Source organism: Enterococcus sp. 4G2_DIV0659, from assembly GCF_002140715.2.
GTDB lineage: Bacteria > Bacillota > Bacilli > Lactobacillales > Enterococcaceae > Enterococcus_L > Enterococcus_L mansonii.
Genome location: NZ_NGLE02000001.1, coordinates 1,546,056 through 1,569,977 on the forward strand (window position 1 = coordinate 1,546,056; position 23,922 = coordinate 1,569,977).

General features: G+C 37.5%; 19 protein-coding genes. 6 read left to right on the plus strand and 13 right to left on the minus strand.

Going from position 1 to position 23,922, the window contains the following annotated elements; all coding sequences use genetic code 11:
* Positions 1–8 precede the first annotated feature (8 nt).
* Positions 9–1,199 carry a site-specific integrase gene (locus A5880_RS07115; protein ID WP_086330914.1) on the plus strand — a complete coding sequence of 397 codons (1,191 nt, stop codon included), beginning with the start codon at positions 9–11 and terminating at the stop codon, positions 1,197–1,199.
* A gap of 105 nt (positions 1,200–1,304) precedes the next feature.
* Here A5880_RS07115 and rpsI read toward each other — a convergent pair whose 3' ends face one another.
* Positions 1,305–1,697, minus strand: coding sequence for a 30S ribosomal protein S9 (rpsI, locus tag A5880_RS07120; protein ID WP_010771970.1), 393 nt, complete (start codon positions 1,695–1,697; stop codon positions 1,305–1,307).
* A gap of 13 nt (positions 1,698–1,710) precedes the next feature.
* On the minus strand, positions 1,711–2,139 hold the full coding sequence (gene rplM, locus A5880_RS07125; protein WP_306298353.1) for a 50S ribosomal protein L13: 429 nt from the start codon (positions 2,137–2,139) through the stop codon (positions 1,711–1,713).
* A 384-nt stretch (positions 2,140–2,523) separates the two neighbouring features.
* Here rplM and A5880_RS07130 point away from each other — a divergent pair, with 384 nt between their 5' ends.
* A complete protein-coding gene (locus A5880_RS07130; protein WP_086330913.1) occupies positions 2,524–3,729 on the plus strand; it encodes an argininosuccinate synthase in 1,206 nt (401 codons plus the stop codon).
* A gap of 51 nt (positions 3,730–3,780) precedes the next feature.
* Positions 3,781–5,175 carry an argininosuccinate lyase gene (argH, locus tag A5880_RS07135; protein ID WP_086330912.1) on the plus strand — a complete coding sequence of 465 codons (1,395 nt, stop codon included), beginning with the start codon at positions 3,781–3,783 and terminating at the stop codon, positions 5,173–5,175.
* Positions 5,176–5,200: 25 nt separating this feature from the next.
* On the opposite strand, the gene A5880_RS07140 is transcribed toward argH, so the two are convergent.
* From A5880_RS07140 to A5880_RS07150, 3 genes are all read right to left on the minus strand, one after another.
* A complete protein-coding gene (locus A5880_RS07140; RefSeq protein ID WP_086330911.1) occupies positions 5,201–5,689 on the minus strand; it encodes a Dps family protein in 489 nt (162 codons plus the stop codon).
* A 124-nt stretch (positions 5,690–5,813) separates the two neighbouring features.
* Positions 5,814–6,551: a DUF5105 domain-containing protein gene (locus A5880_RS07145; protein WP_086330910.1), complete on the minus strand. Its 738-nt coding sequence runs from the start codon at positions 6,549–6,551 to the stop codon at positions 5,814–5,816.
* Positions 6,552–6,614: 63 nt separating this feature from the next.
* Positions 6,615–8,144 carry a gluconokinase gene (locus tag A5880_RS07150; protein ID WP_086330909.1) on the minus strand — a complete coding sequence of 510 codons (1,530 nt, stop codon included), beginning with the start codon at positions 8,142–8,144 and terminating at the stop codon, positions 6,615–6,617.
* Positions 8,145–8,245: 101 nt separating this feature from the next.
* Here A5880_RS07150 and A5880_RS07155 point away from each other — a divergent pair, with 101 nt between their 5' ends.
* Positions 8,246–8,932, plus strand: coding sequence for a prepilin peptidase (locus A5880_RS07155; RefSeq protein WP_086330908.1), 687 nt, complete (start codon positions 8,246–8,248; stop codon positions 8,930–8,932).
* Positions 8,933–9,068: 136 nt separating this feature from the next.
* On the opposite strand, the gene msrA is transcribed toward A5880_RS07155, so the two are convergent.
* Entirely contained in the window at positions 9,069–9,602 is a 534-nt protein-coding gene (msrA, locus tag A5880_RS07160) for a peptide-methionine (S)-S-oxide reductase MsrA (protein WP_086330907.1), read from the minus strand.
* Positions 9,603–9,738: 136 nt separating this feature from the next.
* Here msrA and A5880_RS07165 point away from each other — a divergent pair, with 136 nt between their 5' ends.
* A complete protein-coding gene (locus A5880_RS07165; protein ID WP_086330906.1) occupies positions 9,739–10,458 on the plus strand; it encodes a glucosamine-6-phosphate deaminase in 720 nt (239 codons plus the stop codon).
* Between the two features lie 43 nt (positions 10,459–10,501).
* Here A5880_RS07165 and rpoC read toward each other — a convergent pair whose 3' ends face one another.
* The 4 genes from rpoC to A5880_RS07185 form a co-directional block, all read right to left on the minus strand.
* Positions 10,502–14,155: a DNA-directed RNA polymerase subunit beta' gene (gene rpoC / locus A5880_RS07170; protein ID WP_086330905.1), complete on the minus strand. Its 3,654-nt coding sequence runs from the start codon at positions 14,153–14,155 to the stop codon at positions 10,502–10,504.
* Positions 14,156–14,292: 137 nt separating this feature from the next.
* On the minus strand, positions 14,293–17,910 hold the full coding sequence (gene rpoB, locus A5880_RS07175) for a DNA-directed RNA polymerase subunit beta (protein WP_179190441.1): 3,618 nt from the start codon (positions 17,908–17,910) through the stop codon (positions 14,293–14,295).
* A 363-nt stretch (positions 17,911–18,273) separates the two neighbouring features.
* Positions 18,274–18,846 (minus strand): hypothetical protein, encoded by a 573-nt coding sequence (locus A5880_RS07180; protein WP_086330903.1) that lies wholly within the window; start codon positions 18,844–18,846, stop codon positions 18,274–18,276.
* Between the two features lie 207 nt (positions 18,847–19,053).
* Positions 19,054–19,266, minus strand: a complete 213-nt coding sequence (locus A5880_RS07185) for a zinc ribbon domain-containing protein (protein ID WP_086330902.1) — start codon at positions 19,264–19,266, stop codon at positions 19,054–19,056.
* 166 nt (positions 19,267–19,432) lie between these two features.
* Between A5880_RS07185 and A5880_RS07190 the strand changes: the two genes are divergently transcribed.
* Positions 19,433–20,410 (plus strand): biotin--[acetyl-CoA-carboxylase] ligase, encoded by a 978-nt coding sequence (locus tag A5880_RS07190; RefSeq protein ID WP_086330901.1) that lies wholly within the window; start codon positions 19,433–19,435, stop codon positions 20,408–20,410.
* A 103-nt stretch (positions 20,411–20,513) separates the two neighbouring features.
* Here A5880_RS07190 and menA read toward each other — a convergent pair whose 3' ends face one another.
* The 3 genes from menA to pplA form a co-directional block, all read right to left on the minus strand.
* Complete coding sequence (gene menA, locus A5880_RS07195) at positions 20,514–21,467, minus strand: 1,4-dihydroxy-2-naphthoate polyprenyltransferase (RefSeq protein ID WP_086330900.1); 954 nt, start codon at positions 21,465–21,467, stop codon at positions 20,514–20,516.
* Positions 21,468–21,478: 11 nt separating this feature from the next.
* Positions 21,479–22,552 carry an FAD:protein FMN transferase gene (locus A5880_RS07200; protein ID WP_086330899.1) on the minus strand — a complete coding sequence of 358 codons (1,074 nt, stop codon included), beginning with the start codon at positions 22,550–22,552 and terminating at the stop codon, positions 21,479–21,481.
* Positions 22,553–22,796: 244 nt separating this feature from the next.
* Positions 22,797–23,726, minus strand: a complete 930-nt coding sequence (gene pplA, locus A5880_RS07205; RefSeq protein WP_086330898.1) for an extracellular electron transfer flavoprotein PplA — start codon at positions 23,724–23,726, stop codon at positions 22,797–22,799.
* Positions 23,727–23,922: the final 196 nt, after the last annotated feature.

Below are 23,922 nucleotides of genomic sequence, written 5' to 3' on the forward strand. Positions count from 1 at the left end.
GAAAAACTATGGCAATTAAAAAAATGAATAATGGAAAATATAAAGTAAATGTCTACATGGGTGCTGGTTTCTCTCGATTTGTTGCCTATGCCGATTCAAAAGAAGAAGCTATGATTCTTGAACAAGAAGCGAAACTCCAAAAACTAAAGGGAGAATTCAAGAAAAAGAAAGGCGATTACACCTTTAAAGAAGTTTATGAAATGTGGTGGAAAAAGAAGTATATTATTACTAAACACCATGAACAAAGTACATTAGATCGAACGAAAAGTGTTTTTCGTCTTCACATTCTCCCTTATTTAGGAGATAAAAAAATAAAGCATGTGTCATTTGATATTCTAGAAAATCTTCAAATTTTATGGGCATTTGGTGACGAAGAAAAGAAGATTAAACCTTATGCAAATTTCAAGGTTTGTGTATCTTATACAAAGCAAGTAATGAAATATGCTTTACTAAAAGGCTATATCGCTACTAACCCTTATGAATTACTGGAAATGCCTGTAAATGAAGCACTCAAACGAAAAAAGGAACAGAAACGGCGAAAGAAATATTATTCAATTGAAACGGTTCAAGAATCTTTAGAATTAATGAAAAAAGAACATGGCTTTCAAAACTATACCCTCTTAGCTTTAACTTATTATTTAGGTGCAACAAAAGGTGAAATTTATCCCCTCGTTTGGGCTGATATTGACTTTCAAAAACAATTAATCTCTTTATCACATAAGTTAGTTAAGAACAAAGAAACTGGCATATATGAGCGTGTAGAAGGAATGAAAAATGGCTACCGCTTTCGAGATGTTCCAATCAATGATACCATTGTAAATTTATTAAAAGAATGGAAGCAAAAACAAGAAATTGAATTGAAACAACTAGGAATTAAACAAACAGCTCAACAGTTTCTATTTACCTATGTGAATCAAAAAGGCGACGTCAACCAACCACTTCATACCGATTGGTTGAACAATAAGTTAAACCAACTAGAGAAAAAATATGGACTTCCTCATATCATCCCTCATGGTTTAAGACACACCTTTGTTTCAGATTTACTCAATCAAGGAATAGACGGTTTAATTATTAAATCTCTTGTCGGTCATGCAGAAACTTCCAACATGATTCGAGACGTTTACGGGCATACAAATGACCAAACAAAAATTGACACAATTAAACGTTTAGAAGAATATAGACAAGCAAAACAAGAGTAATTAGTTACGAGGTACGTAAAAGTCGTAACCAAACTCGTAACCAAATCAAAAAAAGACACCTTCCAAAAACTGGAAAGTGTCTTGAAATCCTTGATATAACAAAGATTAACGTTTTGAGAACTGTGAAGCTTTACGGGCTTTCTTAAGACCTGGTTTTTTACGTTCTACCATACGGGCATCACGAGTAAGAAGACCAGCGCGTTTTAAAGCTCCGCGGAAATCAGGATCTACTTCTAACAATGCACGTGCGATTCCGTGACGGATTGCACCTGATTGACCAGAGTAGCCTCCACCGTTAACGTTTACCATTACATCATAAGCGCCTTTAGTTTCAGTTACACCAAATGGTTGGTTGATAACTTCACGCAAGTCAGCGTGTGGAATATATTCTTCAACGTCTTTTTTATTTACAGTAATTTTACCAGTACCTGGTACTAAACGTACGCGGGCAACAGATTTTTTACGACGGCCAGTGCCGCTATATTGTACTTGAGCCAATGAATTTCCCTCCTTAAATTAGGTTAGTGATATCTAATACTTCTGGTTGTTGTGCAGCATGTGGATGTTCAGCTCCACCGTATACATTTAACTTAGTAAGTTGTTTACGACCTAAAGTGTTTTTAGGAAGCATACCTTTTACAGAAGTTTCAATTAAACGACGAGAGTTTTTATCGCGTAATTCACCAGCAGTAACAGATTTCAATCCACCTGGGTATTGACTGTGACGGTAGTAAATTTTGTCAGTTGCTTTATTACCTGTTAATTTAACTTTGTCTGCATTGATTACGATTACGAAATCTCCAGTATCCACATGAGGTGTGAATGTTGGTTTATTTTTTCCACGTAAGATAGAAGCGACTACAGTTGAAAGACGACCCATAGGAACGTCTGTTGCATCTACTACATACCATTTACGTTCTGTTTCGCCAGCTTTGGCCATATATGTTGTACGCACGTTTTTTTCCTCCAATTTTCTATTCGATGTTTGACATACACTTGAGTTTCCGGGGCTCATTGTGGGGCAAACAATACCATTTAACATAATACCCTCTATCGCTAGTAAAGTCAATGAATTTCTGTGTTTTTCCCCTTTTTTTCTTTCACTCTCTGACCATTCTAAAAAATAATTTTTATTTAAAAAATGCATCAGTCAAAATTATGCGTAATGTATACTACGCCAACCGCCTCCTTTCGGACTGTATATTTTATCCTTTTTAATCGAAATAATGCATAATTATTTATAAAAAGTGTTGATTTTTGTATTTTCAAGTGCTATGATGAGAACAATCAAAAAAGATAAATTAGAAAATAAGGAGTGTTTTGGATGAAAGAAAAAGTTGTGTTAGCCTATTCTGGCGGATTAGATACCTCTGTTGCAGTTAAGTGGTTAGTCGATGAAGGATATGATGTAATTGCTTGCTGCTTAGATGTTGGTGAAAAAAAAGACTTAGACTTCATCAAAAATAAAGCACTCGAAGTCGGTGCTTCCGCTTCTTACACTGTTGATGCAAAGGAAGAATTTGCTCATGAATTTGCTTTAATAGCGTTACAAGGACACACCTTTTACGAGCAATCTTACCCATTAGTCTCTGCCCTATCCCGCCCTCTAATTGCTAAAAAATTAGTAGAGTTAGCACATGAAACAGGTGCCACCACCATTGCCCACGGTTGTACAGGAAAAGGGAATGACCAAGTACGTTTTGAAGTAGCAATCAACGCCCTTGCACCCGAGCTCAATGTGATTGCACCTGTTCGTGAATGGAAATGGTCACGGGAAGAAGAGATCAATTATGCTAAAGAAAAAGGCGTTCCCGTACCTGCCGATTTGGATAATCCGTATTCTGTTGATCAAAATCTTTGGGGACGTGCCAATGAATGCGGTATTCTAGAAGATCCTTGGGCAACACCACCAGAAGGAGCTTACGAGCTAACCGCTAGTTTAGAAAATACGCCCAATGAAGCAGACATTATCGAATTAACGTTTATCGAAGGTGTACCTACTGCGATTAACGGTCAAGAAATGTTGTTGTCTGACCTGATCCTCTACTTAAATGATTTAGCTGGCAAACACGGCATCGGCCGAATCGATCATGTTGAAAACCGTTTAGTCGGAATCAAATCTCGTGAAGTGTATGAATGTCCGGCAGCTATTACCTTGATGACCGCCCATAAAGAGTTAGAGGATTTGACCTTTGTCCGTGAAGTTGCTCATTTCAAACCACTTATTGAAAATCAACTTTCCCAACTGATTTATGATGGACTATGGTTCAATCCACTAACTGATGCCTTGATTACTTTTTTAAAGTCTACGCAAAAATATGTAAATGGCGTCGTGCGTGTAAAATTATTTAAAGGTCATGCAATTGTCGAAGGACGTAAATCTGACAATAGTTTATATAATGAAAACCTAGCTACTTACACATCTGCCGATACTTTCGATCAAGATGCTGCTGTCGGCTTCATTAAGCTTTGGGGGTTACCAACAAAAGTCCATGCAGAAGTTCAAGCTTCACTTACTAAAGATAATTAGTGATTAGTAGCGTTCAATAATGAATAATCATACACAAAAGAGGGATGCGTAATGGAAAAATTATGGGGTGGACGTTTTGAAGGAAAGAGTGAAACCTGGATTGATGCCTTTGGCGCTTCTATTTCTTTCGATCAAAAATTAGCCAAACAGGATATTATAGGCAGTTTAGCACATGTAAAAATGCTAGCAAAAACTGGTATTTTAACTGAAGATGAAGCCCAACAAATAATCGCTGGACTTAAGACCATTCAGCATAAATTAGCAGCTGGAGAACTTGTATTCACTATAGAAAACGAAGACATTCATCTAAATATTGAAAAATATCTACATGAAGAAATCGGTTCTTTAGCTGGAAAATTGCATACAGGTCGTAGTAGAAATGATCAAGTAGCGACAGATATGCATCTGTACTTAAAAGAAATCGTTCAAGAAGTAAGTCAAAAACTCCATCTGTTTCGTCAAGTGTTGGTTCATAAAGCTGAGGAAAACATCGAAACAATCATGCCAGGATACACTCATTTACAACATGCACAACCCATTTCATTTGCGCATCATATGATGGCTTATTACGGGATGCTGACTCGTGATCAAGAACGTTTTTCCGAAAGTTTGAAACGTATTGATATTTCTCCTTTAGGTTGTGCGGCTCTCGCTGGAACGACTTTTCCAATTGATCGAGCTTATTCCGCTGAATTACTAGGATTTTCTACGATTTACGAAAATAGTTTAGATGGGGTTAGTGATCGTGATTTCATTTTGGAATTTCTTAGTAACAGCTCAATTTTAATGATGCATTTATCACGCTTTTGCGAGGAAATCATTTTATGGTGTAGCCATGAATTTCAATTTATTGAATTAACTGACACTTTTTCTACAGGCAGCTCTATTATGCCTCAGAAAAAAAATCCAGATATGGCAGAATTAATTAGAGGAAAGTCCGGCCGCGTATACGGCAATCTATTTAGCCTTTTAACGGTTTTAAAAGGACTACCCCTAACTTATAACAAAGACTTGCAAGAAGACAAAGAAGGCATGTTTGATACGTCTCACACGATTTTGACTAGTTTAGAGATCATGGCGGGCATGGTAGAAACGATGAAATTGAATAAAGAGACGATGGAAAAGTCCACCGAAAAAGATTTCTCAAACGCGACAGAACTTGCGGACTATCTTGCTAGTAAAGGGATACCTTTCAGGCAAGCACATGAAATTGTTGGAAAATTAGTTTTAGAATGTACAAAAAAGGGCATCTATCTCCAAGATATCTCTCTGGAAGATTACCAAGCAATTACACCTTTGATCGAATCAGACATCTATCAAACCCTAGCATCAAAAACAGCAATCGAACGTCGACATTCTTATGGTGGAACAGGATTCGATCAAGTAAAAAAAGCGATTGAGCGTAGCAAACGGACATTGGAAAAGGAAAAAAGGTATAAAAGATAGTGCGCTATCTTCTATACCTTTTTAATTAACGAGTTTTCGTACGTGAATCTGCATCAATACCAGGTGCTTTACCTAATTTTGCTTGCAACATCCAAATATTTTTCTCGATATCTGTTTTATTTGCGATAAAAATATCTTGTGTAGAATCATCGCCTTCTTCACCAGAAACCTCAATTCCTTTTTGATATAAATCTGCTAAATAGCGGTAACCTTCTACTAATTTTTCCATACGCTCAGGAATTGTGCGCTCATATGTGCCAATTTCATCTGCAATACCAGTATGATCGGCAAATTCTTGTAATGTTGAGTAAGGAGCTCCGTCTAATGTGATTAAACGTTCAGAAATAACATCTAATTGATCATTGATTTGATCCATAAATTCGTCCATTTTTGGATGCAATGTCAAAAATTCTGGTCCACGCATATACCAATGAGTCTGGTGAATAACCACTGAAAACTGGCTTAAGTCTGCAACAAGCTGATTCAATACTTCTTTTGTTTGTTCAAATTTCATTATACATCATCCTCCTAAATTCTTTATCTACATCTATAATTGTAGTACGAAACGACAAAAAAGTACACTAAAATCTTTCATTTTAATAATATTTTTTATTTAATAATTATTATAAACTGAAACACTAGTTGTTGTTAAGAATCGGTTGTTTATCTATTGAATCGATAATCTCTTTTGCCACATCGTTCATCGCTTCTTGTAATTCTTTATTCATTGTATCACTATTTTTTGCACCTGAGATAAAAGCCATGAACAAATTGGATACTTCATCCTTTTTATCGTTCGGTACAAACCATTTGCCTTTTTCTTTCTCTAAATGCACTTTTAATGCAACTGGATCTGTTTTGACTTTAATTGTCTGTAACTGCTCTTTTAAAATAGAAAATGTTGAATCCAGTGTTTTTTGATCATCTTTGGCTAACTCTGGGTTAGCTAGCGTGTCTTTGACTAACTCTCTTGTCATTTCCTTCATCGCACTTACAAGATCTAAACCCGTAACATAATAGGTAATTTCTGCTCCATTCTTTTTTTCATCCACTTGAACAATTTTGTACGTTGTTTTATCTTTTACTTGTCGTAAAAGTTCTTTTGTTAATTCCTTAGCTTCTTTTTTTGAAACTTTTGCGCCCGCGGAAGACAAACCTTGAGCAAAACTTTCTTCAAAAATTTGGCTATTTTTATCTAATTCTTTGCCAGCTTTTTTCCCATCACGAAATTCTTTAGCAAATGTACTTTCTTCTTCTTGATAGACAAGGCGATCAACAAATAATTCTCCTGCATCTTCTGCTGAGATTCCTTTGCCTCCGCAGCTTGTCAGCAATACTATTACCAAAACCAAAGAAGTCATCCATAATTTTTTCATTTCCTTTCCTCCATTCTCTTACTTACTAGTAAAACAAGTCCGCAGATATTTGTCAAAAAAACTTTAGCCTAAATCTGCTCTTAACTTTGCTAGTTGATGATAGCTGGCACACATTTGTTGTTGTGTTACTACGAATAATGGATACATTTGCTGATATACTCGATGGTTTTTGTTATTGGGCTTTATTATCTCATAAACCTTCACTTGTTTACATGCAGCCTCTAGGTCAGCCATCTCTCCTAAACTCTGCCAACCTAACAAGACCGCTCCTAACGCCGACGCTTCAATACTTTGTGTCAGAGAAAGATTGTAGCCCAAAACGTCGGCCATCACTTTTTTAAACACCTCTGAATCAGCAAAGCCGCCTGTCGCTCGAATTTCATTTATCGGTCCACCTAGGTCTTCCAATTCTGTCAAAATACGTTTTAAATTTAAACAAATCCCTTCAATTACAGCTCGCATCATGAGTTTGTTATCATGGGTTCGTTTTAAACCAACAAAGCTACCTGTTGCTTTTGCATCCCATAATGGTGCACGTTCTCCTAATAAATAAGGATGAAATAGCAATCCTTTAGCTCCTACTGGCGTTTCGTCTACAAGTTTCATTACTTCGTCATAAGGATTTTTCCCAGACATACGAGCTACATCTTGAACTTCTTTTAATAATGTTTCACACGCCCAATCAAAAATGCCTGCACCATTACTAGTAGCTCCGCCAATCACCCAATGTTTTTCATCTAAAACACAACAAAAGGTCTCTGCTTGCGGATGTGTACTCGGTTTTTCGACAATATATCGTAACGCACCGCTTGTTCCAACAGTTAATGTAGCAGTTCCCTTCGCTAGAGCCCCTAAACCTAAATTAGATAGCGGACCATCCGCACCGCCTAAGACAAAGATCGTTTTTGCTGACAAACCTAACACTTCTATCCATTCATTTTTTAATCCAATCAATTGATGTGTCGGCTTCACCAATTTAGGCAATTGCTCTGCGTTAATCCCCATCTCAGATAGCGCTTGTTGATCCCAAGTAAGATCATGAATATTTAAAAATCCTGTACCTGAAGCTGTACTAATATCTGTAATATATTGATCAAATAACTGATAAAAAACATACTCTTTCATACCAATAAACATCACTGCTTGATTATATATAGCAGGTAATTCTTCTTTTATCCAACGAATTTTATGAAAAGGCGTCATTGGATGCATAGGCAAACCTGTATTTTGATACAGCGTTTGCCCCACAGCAGTATCTTTTAATTCTTCTGCATATTTTTCCGCTCGATTGTCTGCCCATGTAATGACTTGCGTTAACGGTTGATTTTTTTTATCCATTACAATCAGCCCATGCATCGCTGTAGAAAATGATACCAATGAAACTTCAAGCGGATGCACCTCAAAGACAACTTGTTTGATGCATGTAAGAACTGCTTGGAAAATTTGATTCACCTCTTGTTCTGCCATACCTTCTGTCTCTTGAATAAGTGGATAGCGAACATAGGCTGATGTTCGGACTGTTCCATCTTGATTAAAAGCTACTGCTTTTGTTTGAGTCGTTCCCATATCTACACCGATTGCTATTTTCTCCATTTTATCGCCTCATTTCTCACTTTCATTATTCCTAATAAAAAAAGAATTGTCTAGTGAAAAAAAAGTAAGTTGCGTATTTATGTAATGAAGGGAGTTTTTTTATGTTGTTTATTCATTTTCTCATTGGATGTGTCATCGGTTCATTTCTTTGTTTAGTCGCAGAACGTGTGCCTGCTGGGAAATCCATTTTATTTCCTGCTTCTCATTGTTCTTATTGCCAGACACCACTAAAATCATTTGAACTAATCCCAATTCTGTCTATTTTATTTGTACGCTTTAGATGTCGCTATTGTCAGCAGAAATTATCAATCGTGTATTTTTTAAGCGAACTGCTTTGCGGTCTTCTTTGTTTACTAGTGACTTTCATAAATATTCAGCCGTTATACTTTCTATTGTTTTTATTTACAGCTATTCTGCTTTCTTTGACAGATATTTTTTATTTAATAGTGGAACCAGTCATTTTTTATCCTTCAGCTATTTTATTAAGTATCATTCATATGTATTTAGCCTTACCACTTGATTTTTTGACAAGTCTAATTCTATTCGTTAGTCTACATCTATTAAATTATGTTCTTCCTCATTCCATAGGTGGAGGAGATATTATTTTACTGACTTTCTGGGGAGCACTTTTGGGTGGGCAGTCTTTGATTCTTTTATTGTTTGTTGCTAGCAGTAGTGGCTTGATTTTCATTGTTCTTTATCGATTACTCCTACACCAAAAACAAACTCAGCTACCGTTTGTCCCTTTTTTAAGTCTCGGTTTATTTATTGTATTTCTATACAAATAATTAATAACGTGGTTGGGTCATAACTCTAAGAGTCATATCTCAGCCATCTCAAATCCAGTAAAAGTTTGGAGTAAAAACGCCTAACTCCTTCTTCTTTCTCGAAGTTAGGTGCTTTTGTTCCAGCCTCTCCATTTATCTATTTATTTTTCCAATTTTTCCGAATAAATCCAGCTCGTCCAGATCCTTCTCGATATAGATTGTAGTGTACACTGTGTTTTTTATAGTAATCTTGATGATAGTCTTCTGCTGGATAAAAAGGCTGAGCTGGTTCAATTTTTGTAACGATTGGCTGAGTAAAACGACCACTTGCTTGTAGTGTCGCTTTGGATTTTTCAGCAATTTCCTTTTGTGCTTCATTTGCATAAAAGATAACAGGACGATAAGAATCACCGCGATCTGCAAATTGCCCTAAAGCATCTGTTGGATCTGTTTGTTGCCAATACGTTTCTACTAGTTTTTCGTATGACATAATCGTGGGATCATACGTTATTTCAACCGCTTCTGTATGACTAGTTGTTCCTGTTGTGACTTGTTCATAAGTTGGGTTTTCAACATGTCCTCCTGTGTAACCAGCTACAACTGAAATAATACCTGGTTGCGTATCAAAAGGTTTGACCATACACCAAAAACAACCGCCAGCAAAAATTGCTTTTTCGTAATTATGTTCCATGACCACTTCACCTCTTCTTTTTCTTTATCATAAGCCGAATAAAAAAATAATGAAATTACTTTGCCTATAAAAATGCCATTGACATGGGATGGTTCCCACATGATAAGTTAAACAAAAAGAAGGAGATGTGCAAAAAATGAAAATCATTATTGAAGAAAACTACGAAAAAATGAGCCGCGTTGCTGCTAACATTCTACTAGGAAAAATGCACCAACAAAAACGAGTCAACTTAGCAATTACCGCAGGCTCAACACCAGTTAAAATGTACGAGTACTTGGTTGCTGATGTAAAAAACAAATCTTATTTTGATAACGTTCATTATTACAACTTTGATGAAATCCCGTTCAGACAGAAAAAAGGGTATGGTGTAACTATGACAAATCTCAATAACCTTTTCTTTAAACCAGCAGAAATTCCTGAGAGCCAGATTCATCCATTAGACGAAATCAACTACAAATCGCAGGATAAAAGGATTGAACAAGACGGTGGATTAGACTTGATTTTATTAGGTATTGGCGCTGATGGACATTACTGTGGAAATTTGCCTGGAACAACAAAATTTGAAGATTTAACTTCTGTGGTAGATGAGAATGCTACCGAAAATATGAAAGATATTTTATTAAATGAGGTCGGTGGCGATGAAAATGAACGCCCTGATCTTTACGTTACAATGGGACCTAAAAGTGTGATGAGAGCTAAAGAAATTGTCTTATTTGCGACTGGGAAGAAAAAAGCAAGTATTATTAAACAAGCCTTTTTCGGTCCCATTACAAATGAGGTGCCCGCATCTTTACTGCAAACACACCCGAACCTAACAATTGTTTTAGATCAAGAAGCTGCATCAGAGCTTAACTAAATAAAAAAGGCTTGAAATCAACTGATTTCAAGCCTTTTTCTATCTATTTGTTCAACTCATTCAAAGCATCTTCAGCAGCCATTTGTGCTTCAATATCAGAGATACTGTAAACATTTTCGCTAGCTACGCCAACTTCTTTTGGTTCCATGTTACGGTAACGAGCCATACCAGTACCAGCCGGAATGATCTTACCGATGATAACATTTTCTTTCAAACCAAGTAATGGGTCTTTTTTACCGCGAATCGCAGCATCTGTTAACACACGAGTTGTTTCTTGGAATGACGCAGCAGATAAGAAACTGTTTGTTTCTAATGATGCTTTTGTGATTCCTAGTAAAACTGGACGACTTGTTGCAGGAACGCCGCCAGCTACTAATGTGTCATAGTTACGATCTTTAAATTCAGCGATATCTAGTAATGTGCCTGGTAAGATTTCAGTGTCACCTGGATCCATGACACGAACTTTACGAAGCATTTGACGAACCATTACTTCGATATGTTTATCGCCGATTTCCACCCCTTGCATACGGTACACACGTTGTACTTCACGCAATAGGTAGTTTTCAACAGATAAAACATCGCGAACTTGTAGTAATTGCTTAGGATCGATCGAACCCTCTGTCAATGGTTCCCCACGATGGATCGTATCGCCTTCAGCGACTTTCATACGAGCTGTATACGGAACTGTATACGTACGAGTATCTGTTTTTCCTTTGATTGTTACTTCTTTTTGACGTGTTGCAGGATCTTCAGAAATATCGATAACTTCACCGGTAACTTCTGTGATAACTGCTTGCCCTTTAGGATTACGTGCTTCAAAGATTTCTTGGACACGAGGTAGACCTTGAGTAATATCGTCTCCGGCAACCCCACCTGTATGGAACGTACGCATTGTTAATTGTGTACCAGGCTCTCCGATTGATTGAGCGGCAATTGTACCAACTGCCTCACCAACTTCAACACCAGAACCTGTAGCCAAGTTACGGCCGTAACAGTGTTTACACACACCATGTTTGGTATTACATGTAAATACGGAACGGATCGTTACAGTTTCAACACCAGCATCAACGATTTCTCTAGCAAGATCTTCTGAAATCAGTTGATCTTCGCCAATAATCATTTTGCCTGTTTCAGGGTGCATCACTGATTTACGAGTGTAACGCCCAAGTAGACGTTCTTCTAAAGGTTCAATGATTTCATTTCCTTCACGAATAGATTGAATCACTAGACCACGGTCAGTTCCACAATCGTCTTCACGAATAATAACGTCTTGCGCTACGTCAACTAAACGACGAGTCAAGTAACCTGAATCGGCTGTCTTCAAGGCTGTATCGGTCATCCCTTTACGAGCACCATGGGTAGAGATAAACATCTCTAAGACAGAAAGTCCTTCACGGAAGTTAGAGATGATCGGTAGTTCCATGATACGTCCGTTTGGAGCGGCCATCAGTCCACGCATACCAGCAAGCTGAGTAAAGTTGGAGATGTTACCACGGGCTCCAGAATCTGACATCATGAAGATTGGATTTTTAGCATCCATACTTTCAATCAGTTTTTGTTGGATCTCATCTTTGGCTTTGTTCCAAACACCAATAACACGTTCATAACGTTCATCATCTGTAATCAGACCACGACGGAATTGTTTTGTAATGTTTTCAACTTGTTTATGGGCATCATCGATGATTTCTTGTTTCTCATGCAATACCATGATATCTGCGATACCAACAGTCATACCCGCATGAGTAGAATGCTTATACCCTAAGTCCTTCATTCTATCAAGCATCTTAGAAGTTTCAGTGATATGGAATCTCTTGAATACTTCAGCGATGATGTTTCCTAAGTTTTTCTTCTTGAACGGCAATACTAAATCTTGCGCTTTAATATGCGCTGGAATATCCGTACCAGCTTCTACAAAATATTTATCAGGCGTTTGCACAGTTAAGTTGTAGTCAGTTGGTTCGTTCAAATAAGGGAATTCAATAGGCATAATTTCGTTAAAAATAATTTTACCTACAGTAGTGATCAAAATACGTTCTTTTTGCCAGTCCGTAAATGGTTTATCACCAAGTAATGTTGTTTGAACACCAATACGTGAGTGTAAATGAACATAGCCATTGCGCCATGCTAAAACAGCTTCATTCATATCACGGAAGATCATGCCTTCCCCTTCACGGTCTTCTTCTTCCATCGTTAGGTAATAGTTACCCAAGACCATATCTTGAGATGGTGTAACAACTGGTTTACCATCTTTAGGGTTCAAGATGTTTTGAGCCGCTAACATCAGCATACGTGCTTCTGCTTGTGCTTCTTCGTTCAACGGAACGTGAACGGCCATTTGGTCTCCATCGAAATCGGCATTGTAGGCTTCACACACTAATGGGTGAAGACGAATCGCACGACCTTCGACCAATACAGGTTCAAAGGCTTGGATACCAAGTCTATGCAATGTAGGTGCCCGGTTAAGTAAAACTGGATGTTCTTGAATTACTTCTTCTAAGATATCCCAAACTTCATCCTCACCGCGCTCGATTTTACGTTTTGCATTTTTGATGTTTGTTGCGATTTCACGTTGAACTAATTCGCGCATAACGAATGGTTTGAACAATTCAATCGCCATTTCTTTTGGTAGACCACATTGATACATTTTTAGGTTAGGCCCTACGACGATAACGGAACGACCAGAGTAATCCACACGTTTACCAAGTAAGTTTTGACGGAAACGACCTTGTTTCCCTTTCAACATATGAGAAAGAGATTTCAATGGACGGTTACCTGGTCCTGTAACAGGACGGCCACGACGACCATTATCGATCAACGCATCAACAGCTTCTTGCAGCATACGTTTTTCATTTTGCACGATAATGCTTGGTGCATTTAAGTCTAATAGACGTTTCAAACGATTATTACGGTTGATTACACGACGATATAAATCATTCAAGTCAGAAGTCGCAAAACGACCACCTTCTAATTGAACCATCGGACGTAAATCTGGCGGAATAACAGGAATAACATCCATAACCATCCAGCTTGGTAAGTTTCCAGAAGCACGGAATGCTTCTAAAATATCTAGGCGACGAATCGCACGTGTTCTTTTTTGACCTTGAGCAGATTTTAACTCTTCTTTTAGTTGAGCTACTTCACCATCTAAGTCAACGTTATCTAATAATTGTTTCACAGCTTCCGCACCCATTGCTGCAGTAAAGCCTTGACCGTATTGATCACGTTTGTCACGGTATTCACGTTCTGTTAACAATTGTTTTTTCTCTAAAGATGTATCGCCTGGTTCAATTACTACGTATGATGCAAAGTAAATGATTTCTTCTAAGGCACGAGGACTCATGTCCAACACAAGACCCATACGAGATGGAATACCTTTGAAATACCAGATATGTGAAACAGGTGCTGCTAACTCGATATGTCCCATACGTTCACGACGAACTTTAGAACGAGTTACTTCTACACCACAACGGTCACAAACGATACCTTTATAACGAATACGTTTATATTTCCCGCAGGCACATTCCCAGTCTTTAGTTGGACCGAAAATGCGTTCACAGAACAACCCTTCACGTTCAGGTTTTAACGTACGGTAATTAATCGTTTCAGGTTTCTTTACTTCACCGTAAGACCAGCTTCTGATCTTTTCTGGAGAAGCCAAACCTATTTGCATACTTTCGAATTTATTTACATCGATCAAAAGGGATTCCCTCCATTCAATTAGTTAGAAAAGCTGAGTGAGCTATTCACCTTGGTTTGGAACTAGAAAGATCACCATGATTTTTCTAGTCCAAAACCAACGGATTTCATTGGCACTTTATACAAAATGTAAAACAATTAGTCTTTTGTATCTTCAGCAGTTTCTATTTCTTGTTCAAGCACTGCATCAGCTGCTTCTTTTGCTTCCGCTGCTTCTTTTTCTAATTGTTTCGCTGATTGTTGTTCTGCGAATTTTGTTAGGGCATCAACGGTGATCAAGTCATCATCATCATCGTCCATATCACGCAATTCGATTTCTTGTTCTTCAATGTCCAATACGCGCATATCTAATCCAAGTGATTGTAATTCTTTTACCAATACGCGGAATGATTCCGGAACGCCTGGTTTTGGAATTGGTTCACCTTTGACGATGGCTTCGTATGTTTTCACACGACCAACAACGTCATCAGATTTGTACGTTAAAATTTCTTGTAAGGTGTAAGCTGCACCGTATGCTTCCAGTGCCCATACTTCCATCTCCCCAAAACGTTGTCCACCAAATTGAGCTTTACCTCCAAGTGGTTGTTGGGTAACAAGTGAGTATGGTCCAATAGAACGGGCATGCAATTTATCATCGACCATGTGGGCCAATTTGATCATATACATCACACCAACAGAGATACGGTTATCAAATGGTTCACCAGTACGTCCGTCATAAAGAACAGTTTTCGCATCACGAGCCATCCCCGCTTCTCGAACAGTTTCCCATACATCCTCATCATTTGCACCATCGAATACTGGTGTTGCAATGTGGATACCTAACTGACGGGCAGCCATCCCTAAGTGCAACTCTAATACTTGTCCGATATTCATACGTGATGGTACCCCTAGTGGGTTCAACATGATATCGATCGGTGTTCCATCTGGTAGAAATGGCATATCTTCTTCCGGCATAATACGGGATACAACCCCTTTATTACCGTGACGACCAGCCATTTTATCTCCTTCATGGATTTTACGTTTTTGAACGATATAGACACGAACTAGCATGTTTACGCCTGGAGATAATTCGTCTCCTGCTTCACGAGTAAAGATTTTCACATCGTGAACGATTCCGCCGCCACCATGTGGCACACGTAGAGATGTATCACGCACTTCACGAGCTTTTTCACCAAAGATTGCATGTAGTAAACGTTCTTCAGCAGATAACTCAGTTACCCCTTTAGGCGTTACTTTACCTACTAATAGGTCACCATCTTTAACTTCAGCACCGATACGGATAATCCCCATTTCGTCAAGGTCTTTCAATGCATCTTCCCCGACGTTTGGAATTTCACGAGTAATTTCTTCAGGTCCTAATTTTGTATCACGAGCTTCTGACTCATATTCTTCAATATGGATAGAAGTATAGACATCATCTTTCACCAAACGACGGCTCATGATGATCGCATCCTCGTAGTTATACCCTTCCCATGTCATGAATCCGACAAGTACGTTTTGTCCTAAAGCCATTTCGCCTTCTTCCATAGAAGGACCATCTGCTAATGTATCGCCTTTTTCAACTTTTTCGCCTAAAAGAACGATTGGACGTTGGTTGTAACTTGTACCTGAATTTGAACGACGGAATTTTGTTACCATATATTTATCTAATGCGCCATTGTCACGGCGAACGCGTACTTCTGATGCATCCACGTATTCAACGACACCATCATGTTTACACAGTAATGCGGCACCTGAGTCATGTGCTGATTTGTATTCCATACCTGTACCCACAAGTGGTGAACGAGGTTGGATCAAAGGCACTGCTTGACGTTGCATGTTGGCACCCATCAAGGCACGGTTGGAGTCATCGTTTTCCAAGAAAGGAATACATGCTGTCGCAACGGCTACTACCTGTTTAGGTGAAACGTCCATGTAGTCGACTCTATCGATCGTTACTTCAAGGTTTTCACTTTGTAGACGAGCCATTACTAATTCTTCAGCGAATGTCCCATCTTCATTTAAGCGTGAGTTTGCTTGCGCTACGATATAGTGATCCTCTGTGTCAGCAGTTAAGTAATCTACTTGATCGGTTACTTTTCCTGTTGCACGGTCTACACGACGGTACGGTGTTTCGATAAAGCCAAATTTATTAACTTTGGCATAACTTGATAAGCTGTTGATCAATCCGATATTTGGACCCTCAGGCGTTTCGATCGGACACATACGGCCATAGTGGGAATAGTGAACGTCTCGAACTTCATAGCCGGCACGGTCACGAGTCAAACCACCAGGTCCTAAGGCAGATAGACGACGTTTGTGTGTCAACTCACCTAGAGGATTTGTTTGATCCATGAATTGTGATAACTGAGAAGAACCAAAGAATTCTTTGATACTTGCCACTACCGGACGGATATTGATCAATTGCTGTGGTGTCAATGTTTCTGTATCTTGGATCGACATTCTTTCACGAACCACACGCTCCATACGAGCTAAACCAATACGGAATTGGTTTTGTAGTAATTCACCAACTGAACGAATACGACGATTGCCTAAGTGATCGATATCATCTACGTTACCGATGTCTTCTTGTAAGTTAAAGAAATAGCTCATTGAAGCGACGATATCTGCTGGACGAACAGTCTTCACACTTGTATCAGGATAACCATTACCGATTACGTTAACGATGCGCTCTGGATCTTTTGGAGAAAGAACTTTAATTACTTGAACCGTCATTGGTTCAGTAACTACACCATCTTCGCTTGGGTAATAGGTTACGCTGTTTAAGCCGTTATCGATGTGTTCGCCTAATGTTTCCATTACTTGATGCGTCAACACTGTTCCTTTTTCAACAAGGATTTCTCCTGTTTCAGCATCGATCAGTGTTTCACCCAAAGTTAGATTCAATAGACGTGTTTTTAAATCTAATTTTTTGTTAACTTTGTAACGACCAACGTTTGCTAAGTCATAACGTTTTGGATCGAAGAAACGAGCATTCAGCAAGTTACGAGAACTGTCTGCTGTTTTCGGCTCACCAGGTCGAAGACGCTCATAAATATCTTTCAAGCCTTCTTCTGTACGAGAATCGCTAGCATTTTTGTGTAGATCTTTTTCGATCGTATTACGTAAGCTTAAAGATTCACCGAAAATTTCAAAAATTGTATCGTCAGAGCCAAATCCTAAGGCACGAACTAATACAGTTAAAGGAATTTTACGTGTACGGTCAATACGCACATAAGAAATGTCTTTAGCGTCAGTTTCCATTTCTAACCATGCACCACGGTTAGGAATGACTGTTGAGCCAAAACCTTCTTTCCCATTTTTATCTACTTTTCCATGGAAATAAACACCAGGTGAACGTACTAATTGAGAAACGATAACACGTTCTGCACCATTGATGATAAATGTTCCCATTTCAGTCATTAGAGGGAAATCACCGAAGAATACTTCTTGTGATTTGATTTCTCCAGATTCACGGTTTGTCAATCGTAGAGTAACGTGTAACGGTGCAGAATAGTTTGCATCATGTGCACGCGCTTCTTCTACCGTATACTTAGGTTCTTTTAATTCATAATCCACAAATTCCAAAGATAAGTTCCCTTGAAAATCATCGATAGGTAAAATGTCTTCAAACATTTCTCTTAAGCCTTCATCTAAAAACCATTGGTAAGAGTCTGTTTGAATTTCGATCAAGTTAGGCAACTCTAACACTTCACTGATCCGGGCGAAACTTCTACGTTCGCGGTGTTTTCCGTATTTTACTACGTGTCCAGCCAAGCTCTTCACTCCTCTAATTAAAAGTCTATCAAAACACTAACCGAAAACATTTCATGAATATTACAAATATTAAATATCTGTAATATTGAGCATTTTTTGCAGTTTTTAGGCAAAAAAAAACCAAAAATAGAATGTGCTCTTGAAAATTTCTCGTGCGTCTCTACTTTTGTTTCCCTATTAAAAACCGGAACGGACAATATTTCGCTCCTGCTTTGTCATTTTTTCAGATAGTTTTTGCATCTATACATTCTACTTCCTTCTATAGTAAAAGTCAAGGACTTTCGGAAGCTTCCACTCTTGCAATTAAAAAAAAAGACACTCAATAACAATCAAGTGTCTTCTCCATTTTCCGGCAACATTTGCTTACTGAACAGCCACTTCTCCGGTTACTTCAGCGCCTTCTTTATCTAATGTTGCAGATTCTTTGTATTCTTCTTTTTCAAAGGTTACTTTACCTTCAACTTTAGTTCCGTTTAAAACAAAACCATTTGCTTTAACCAAGATATCGCCTTTAACCGTTCCATTAACGATATTGAAGTTTTCTGTTTCAACAATCATTTGAGGAACTGTAACGGTATATTCAGCTGTAACTTTTTTATCTGCGTCTTGTGAATACAGAGCAAATTTTCTATAAATATCTCCTGATTCTTTTCCTTTATCATGGAATTCTCCAGCAACTGTCACATCTTTATCAAACATAACATCTGCTGTTGCTGCAACGATCCAGTTACCATCTTTGCTCAATGCTTTTTCAAGCACTTCTGGTTTGTCACTGATTGAAGCACCGCTTACTGCATCCATACTTGAGCTCATTGATGTTTCTGTTTTAGTCTCAGATGAACTATCTTTAGAAGCTTTATTGTCACTATTACATGCACCTAATACTAATACAGTTGCCGCTAGTGTCCCAAATGTAATTAATTTTTTTGAAATCATATACACCCTCCTAATAATTGTTTATTTATACAATTAAATTTTAGCATGAACCAAAAAAAATTCACAAAGATATCCCTTTATCTTGCACTATTTATATATACTTAAATAAAATTCACAAATGTCGCTTCTATAAACATCCTAGTCAATACATAAAAAAGAATGAGCATGCACAGTAAAGGTACGCCCATTCCCATCTTATTTAAATAATTATCCACCTATTAAAAAGTCTAAGACATTCCAGCCATCTGATGTTTGTCCACGATACAATTCTGTAAAACCACATCTAGAGCAACTGATAGTTATAAATTTTTTATTTTGTATATCGAATAGTTTTGAAAAATTCCCTCCGGTTGCTTGAAACTGGTCTGAAACATAATGCTCATTACCACATTTATCACAAATATACTGCTGCTTTTCCATTCGTATGCCACTCCATTTCCTGTTCTCTACTTTTCTAGTATACCAAGCTTTCTTGATAAAAACATACATCCCCAGAAGGATTTTTCTCTCATCTTTTGGGCGGATTGCAGTTGACCTGCTTCTTCTTTATCAGATACAATAAACACACTATAAAGGAGCGGATATTATGTCTACGAAAAGTCAGGTTTTAACATTATTGATGCAACAAATGCCAGCCTTCATTTCTGGTGAAGAGATAGCAAAAAAACTCTCTCTCTCCCGCACGGCCATTTGGAAAGCAATCAATGAATTAAAAAAAGAAGGACACCTTATTTCAAGCAGCAGAAACAAAGGCTATCGCTATGAACCCTCCGATGTTTTATCTGCTGAAGGGATTCAATTCGCTTTAAACCCAGATACGCCAAAACTCTCGATTGTTGTGCTGGATTCTTCAGAGTCTACGATGAAAGATGCCAAATTAGCAGCAATCAATGGCGAACCTAGCAACACCCTAATTGTCGCAGACCTTCAAGAAGCTTCAAAAGGACGATTTGGTAGACCTTTTTTCTCAAAAGCTGGCGTTGGCATTTATATGAGTATGTTGTTGCGACCTAATCAAAACTTTGAAGAAATGGCACAATATACCGTCATTATGGCTGTTGCGATTGCTCGAGCAATGGATAATTTAGCTTCCGTACAAACAGAAATAAAATGGGTCAACGACATTTATATCAACGGTAAGAAAGTTTGCGGTATTTTGTCAGAAGCGATGAGTGATGTTGAGTCTGGTCAGATTTCAAATGTCATTATTGGTATGGGAATCAATTTTTCTTTAAAACAACGCGAATTTCCAGAAGAGCTCCAAGAAAAAGCAACTTCCCTCTTCCAAGAAAATTCTCCCACAATTACCCGCAACGACTTGATTGCAGAAATTTGGAACCAGTTTTACAGCATCCTTGACCAGTTACCAGACCGAACATTTTTAGAGGAGTACCGCCAAAAATCATTTGTTCTTGGAAAAACAGTTTCATTTACCCAAGCAGGTGTTGACTATAAAGGGATTGCCACAACAATCAGCGAACACGGAGAGTTAGTTGTTAAACTGGATGAAGGAATAGAAAAAGTCCTTTCCTCTGGAGAGATCAGTTTGAGTAAGATAAATTAAATCGTTTGATCTGACTAAGAAACCAAATAAACATTTCTACTTATAGATTCTCTCGTCAAAAAAAGGAAGCAGAGTCTTCGTTAACAACTGCTTCCTTTTTTAATTAAATCTTTTCTAAAATAATGGCAACTAACAAGCCGAGTAAGTAACTACCATTAAACAGAATCAAATTTTTTATAGAATAACCAAAACTTTTAGGATGAGGTAGCTCCGACTTAAACAATTTCAGGTTCTTCCAAATCAGCGGTAGTGATAAAAATACCAATAAAATCGGCCAGCGATACACCCCACACACCAAGCCCACCAAAACAACTACATAGCAAGCCAACATCAACACTTGAAACAAAATAACTCCTTGCTTGCGACCAATATAATAAACCAATGTATAGCGATGATTTTCAATGTCTGTATCTAAATCTCTCAAATTATTTGCCAACATGATATTTGCAATCGTAAAGACCATCGGCAACGAGGCACAAATGATTGTTAACACTGCCCACAAGTTTCCAGTTAAAGCAAATGTTCCACGATTCCAATCAAGCATTAGATAAAACGGACGATTTTCTTGAACATTCAAGTAAATGGTCATCGCAAAAATCCCAAGTCCCATCGTAAATCCACTAAAGACTTCACCTAATGGCATTCTGGACAACGGAATCGGTCCGTACGTATAAAAAATCCCAATAAAACAACAAACACCGCCCATCACTAAAAATAGCCAACCAGTTTTTACAGTCAAATAGATACCAATCACCGCAGCAAAAGCAATCATTCCAAAAATCATATTCCTCACTAACTCTGGTCGTATACCCGAGCTACCAATAATATTCTCTTCATATTTATACACGTTAGATTTTGCTTTTTTGAAATCCATATAATTATTGATAGCAGTTGTCGCCATATCAAAAACGATCATTCCAACAAAATATAATAATGTATATCCAGGTTGAAATTCATGGAAATAAGCAATAGAAAACAATACCCCCACAGCAAATGGAAACAGACTAGCTAACTTTGTCCTAATCTCCACAACTTGCCAAAACACTTGTAACGTCATGTTCATTCTCCTTATTTCAGATCTTTACGATTCCCCATTGTGTACCCAGAATCTTTTCCTAATTCAAACACGTTTTCAATGTCTTTACTTACAAATACTTTATCTTCTTTTGTCACAAAGATAACATCAACGTCCTTCAAGCCTTCAGCGTATTCCAATCCTTTTTTCACACCCATTGAGAACACAGCAGTCGACAAGCCATCACCATCGATTGATTCATTGGTAATCACCGTCACACCAGCAATGTCATTATCAAATGGATAACCTGTTTTCGGATCAAACAAATGATGGTAGTTTTTACCGTCGACTTCTAAAAACCGTTCATAAATACCTGAAGTGACAAGTGTTTTATTGCTTTCTTTCACCGTACCAATGACTGTATTACGTGCTTTATTAGGATCTTGAATCCCTACATTCCAATCCATATCTTTTCCACGTGGACTGTGTCCAAGTACATACACATTTCCACCTAAATCAACAATTGCAGTGGTTACGCCATTATCTTTTAAGACTTTCACCACTTCATCAGTAATGAACCCTTTGGCGATTGCTCCTAAATCAAGCTGCATCCCTTTTTCTTCAAGATAAACTGTTTTATCTTGATCATTTAGTTTCACTTTATGGTAATCAACTAACTTCAACGCTTGATTGATTTCTTCTTGAGAAGGTTTGCGAGCATCAGAAAAACCAATATGCCACAATTGCGTGATTGGACCGATAGCCATATCAAAACCACCAGAAGAATCTTGACTATATTCATATGCTCGTTTTAATAATGGATAAATATCATCAGATACCTTAACTGGTTTGATTCCCGCTTGTTCATTAATTGCATCAATCTCTGAGCCTTTTTCGTTTACAGTGATTTTGTCCCCTAATTCCTTTACTCGGTCAAACGCTTTTTTCAATACATCTTTTTTGCCTTCATCATAGATTCTGACTTGGACGTATGTTCCTAACAATGATTGTTGATCTGAATAAGGTTCTTTGTTAATTTTGGATGCCTTATCTTTTGTGCCACATCCTACTAAAATAACTGCAAATAGCGCAGTCATTAGCACCATTAGTATTTTTTTATTTTTCATCGTATCCCTCTTTCTAAATAGAAAAATTATCTCATTTATAGTAGCTCTTTTTTTCATTAATGGAAAGGATTTTCTATCTACGATTTATGTATTTTTGTGAAAATAAAAGAGGCTGAGATAAAAGCTTATTTCCTAAGGAGTTGCTTTTTTCTCGCCGTTTATTCGAGTTTTAGGGTCTGAGATATAACCTATATAGTTATATCTCAGACCCATCTATACATTTTTAGTTCAATCGTGTGAACAATTATTTTTTCATTACGATATTATCTACAACGATTTCGTCAGTGTTACCTTTTTCAGCAGCATTGATTAATTGCTCTGCGTAGATCACAAATGAATGAGAGCTGTGAGTTGCGCCTGTTACTACTTCTACGTCCGCAGCTGATTTGCCTTCTTCACCCATTGTTTTTACTAATTCTTCGTTTAACGTTTTGATGTATTCTGCTGGACCAACGCCTGATTTATCTTTCATGTTTTTGTTGTAATCAGCATCATCTTTTTTAGATTTGCCTTCATCATTAACGTTATCGTAGTTAGATTCAGTTACTTTACCATCTTTAACAACGATTGAAAATTCAGTGTGATAGCCATTTGAGTTATTTTTTTCTTTTAATGAATACGTACCATCTTTAAGGTCAGCACCATTGTCGATTTCGATTGTTTTAGTATCTCCTGCTTGAGCTGCTTGAATCAATTGTTGTGCGTAGTTTTGGAATGATTCACTAGAGTGAGTCGCACCTGTTACTACTTCTACGCCATCAGCGCTTTGTGCTTTAACAAAAGAATCATTTAATTCTTTGATGTATTCAGCAGGACCGACACCTGATTTTTCTTTCATGTTTTTGTTATAATCTTTATCATCCGCTTTTGATTTACCATCAGCATTGATGTTGTCATATTTAGATTCAGTGATTTTACCATCTTTAACAGTCATTTCAAATGTCGCACGGTAACCATTAGATTCATTTTTTTCTTCTAATTTATACGTACCATCTTGTAAATCTGCGCCTGCTTCTTTTTCTGTTGCTTTTGAAGATTCTTCAGTTTTTGAAGTGGCAGTGTTGGAGTCAGATGATTTAGCTGTTTCTTTCTTTTGATCTGATCCACATGCTGCTAGTAAAAGAGATGAAAGTGCGATAGCTGTGAAGCCCTTTACAATTTTGTTCATTTTCATTTTAGTTCACCTTTTCCTTTTCTTAAACGTTCACAATTTTTGTTTGTGATATAATTTACATTCTATAGAAAATTCCAATTATGTCAAACACATTTATAAAAGAAATCTAAAAATTTAACCATTTTTCACGCTTTTTTAATAATAAAAATTTATTTCCTATATTTATGAATTGATATTAGACAAAACCTAAAAATCG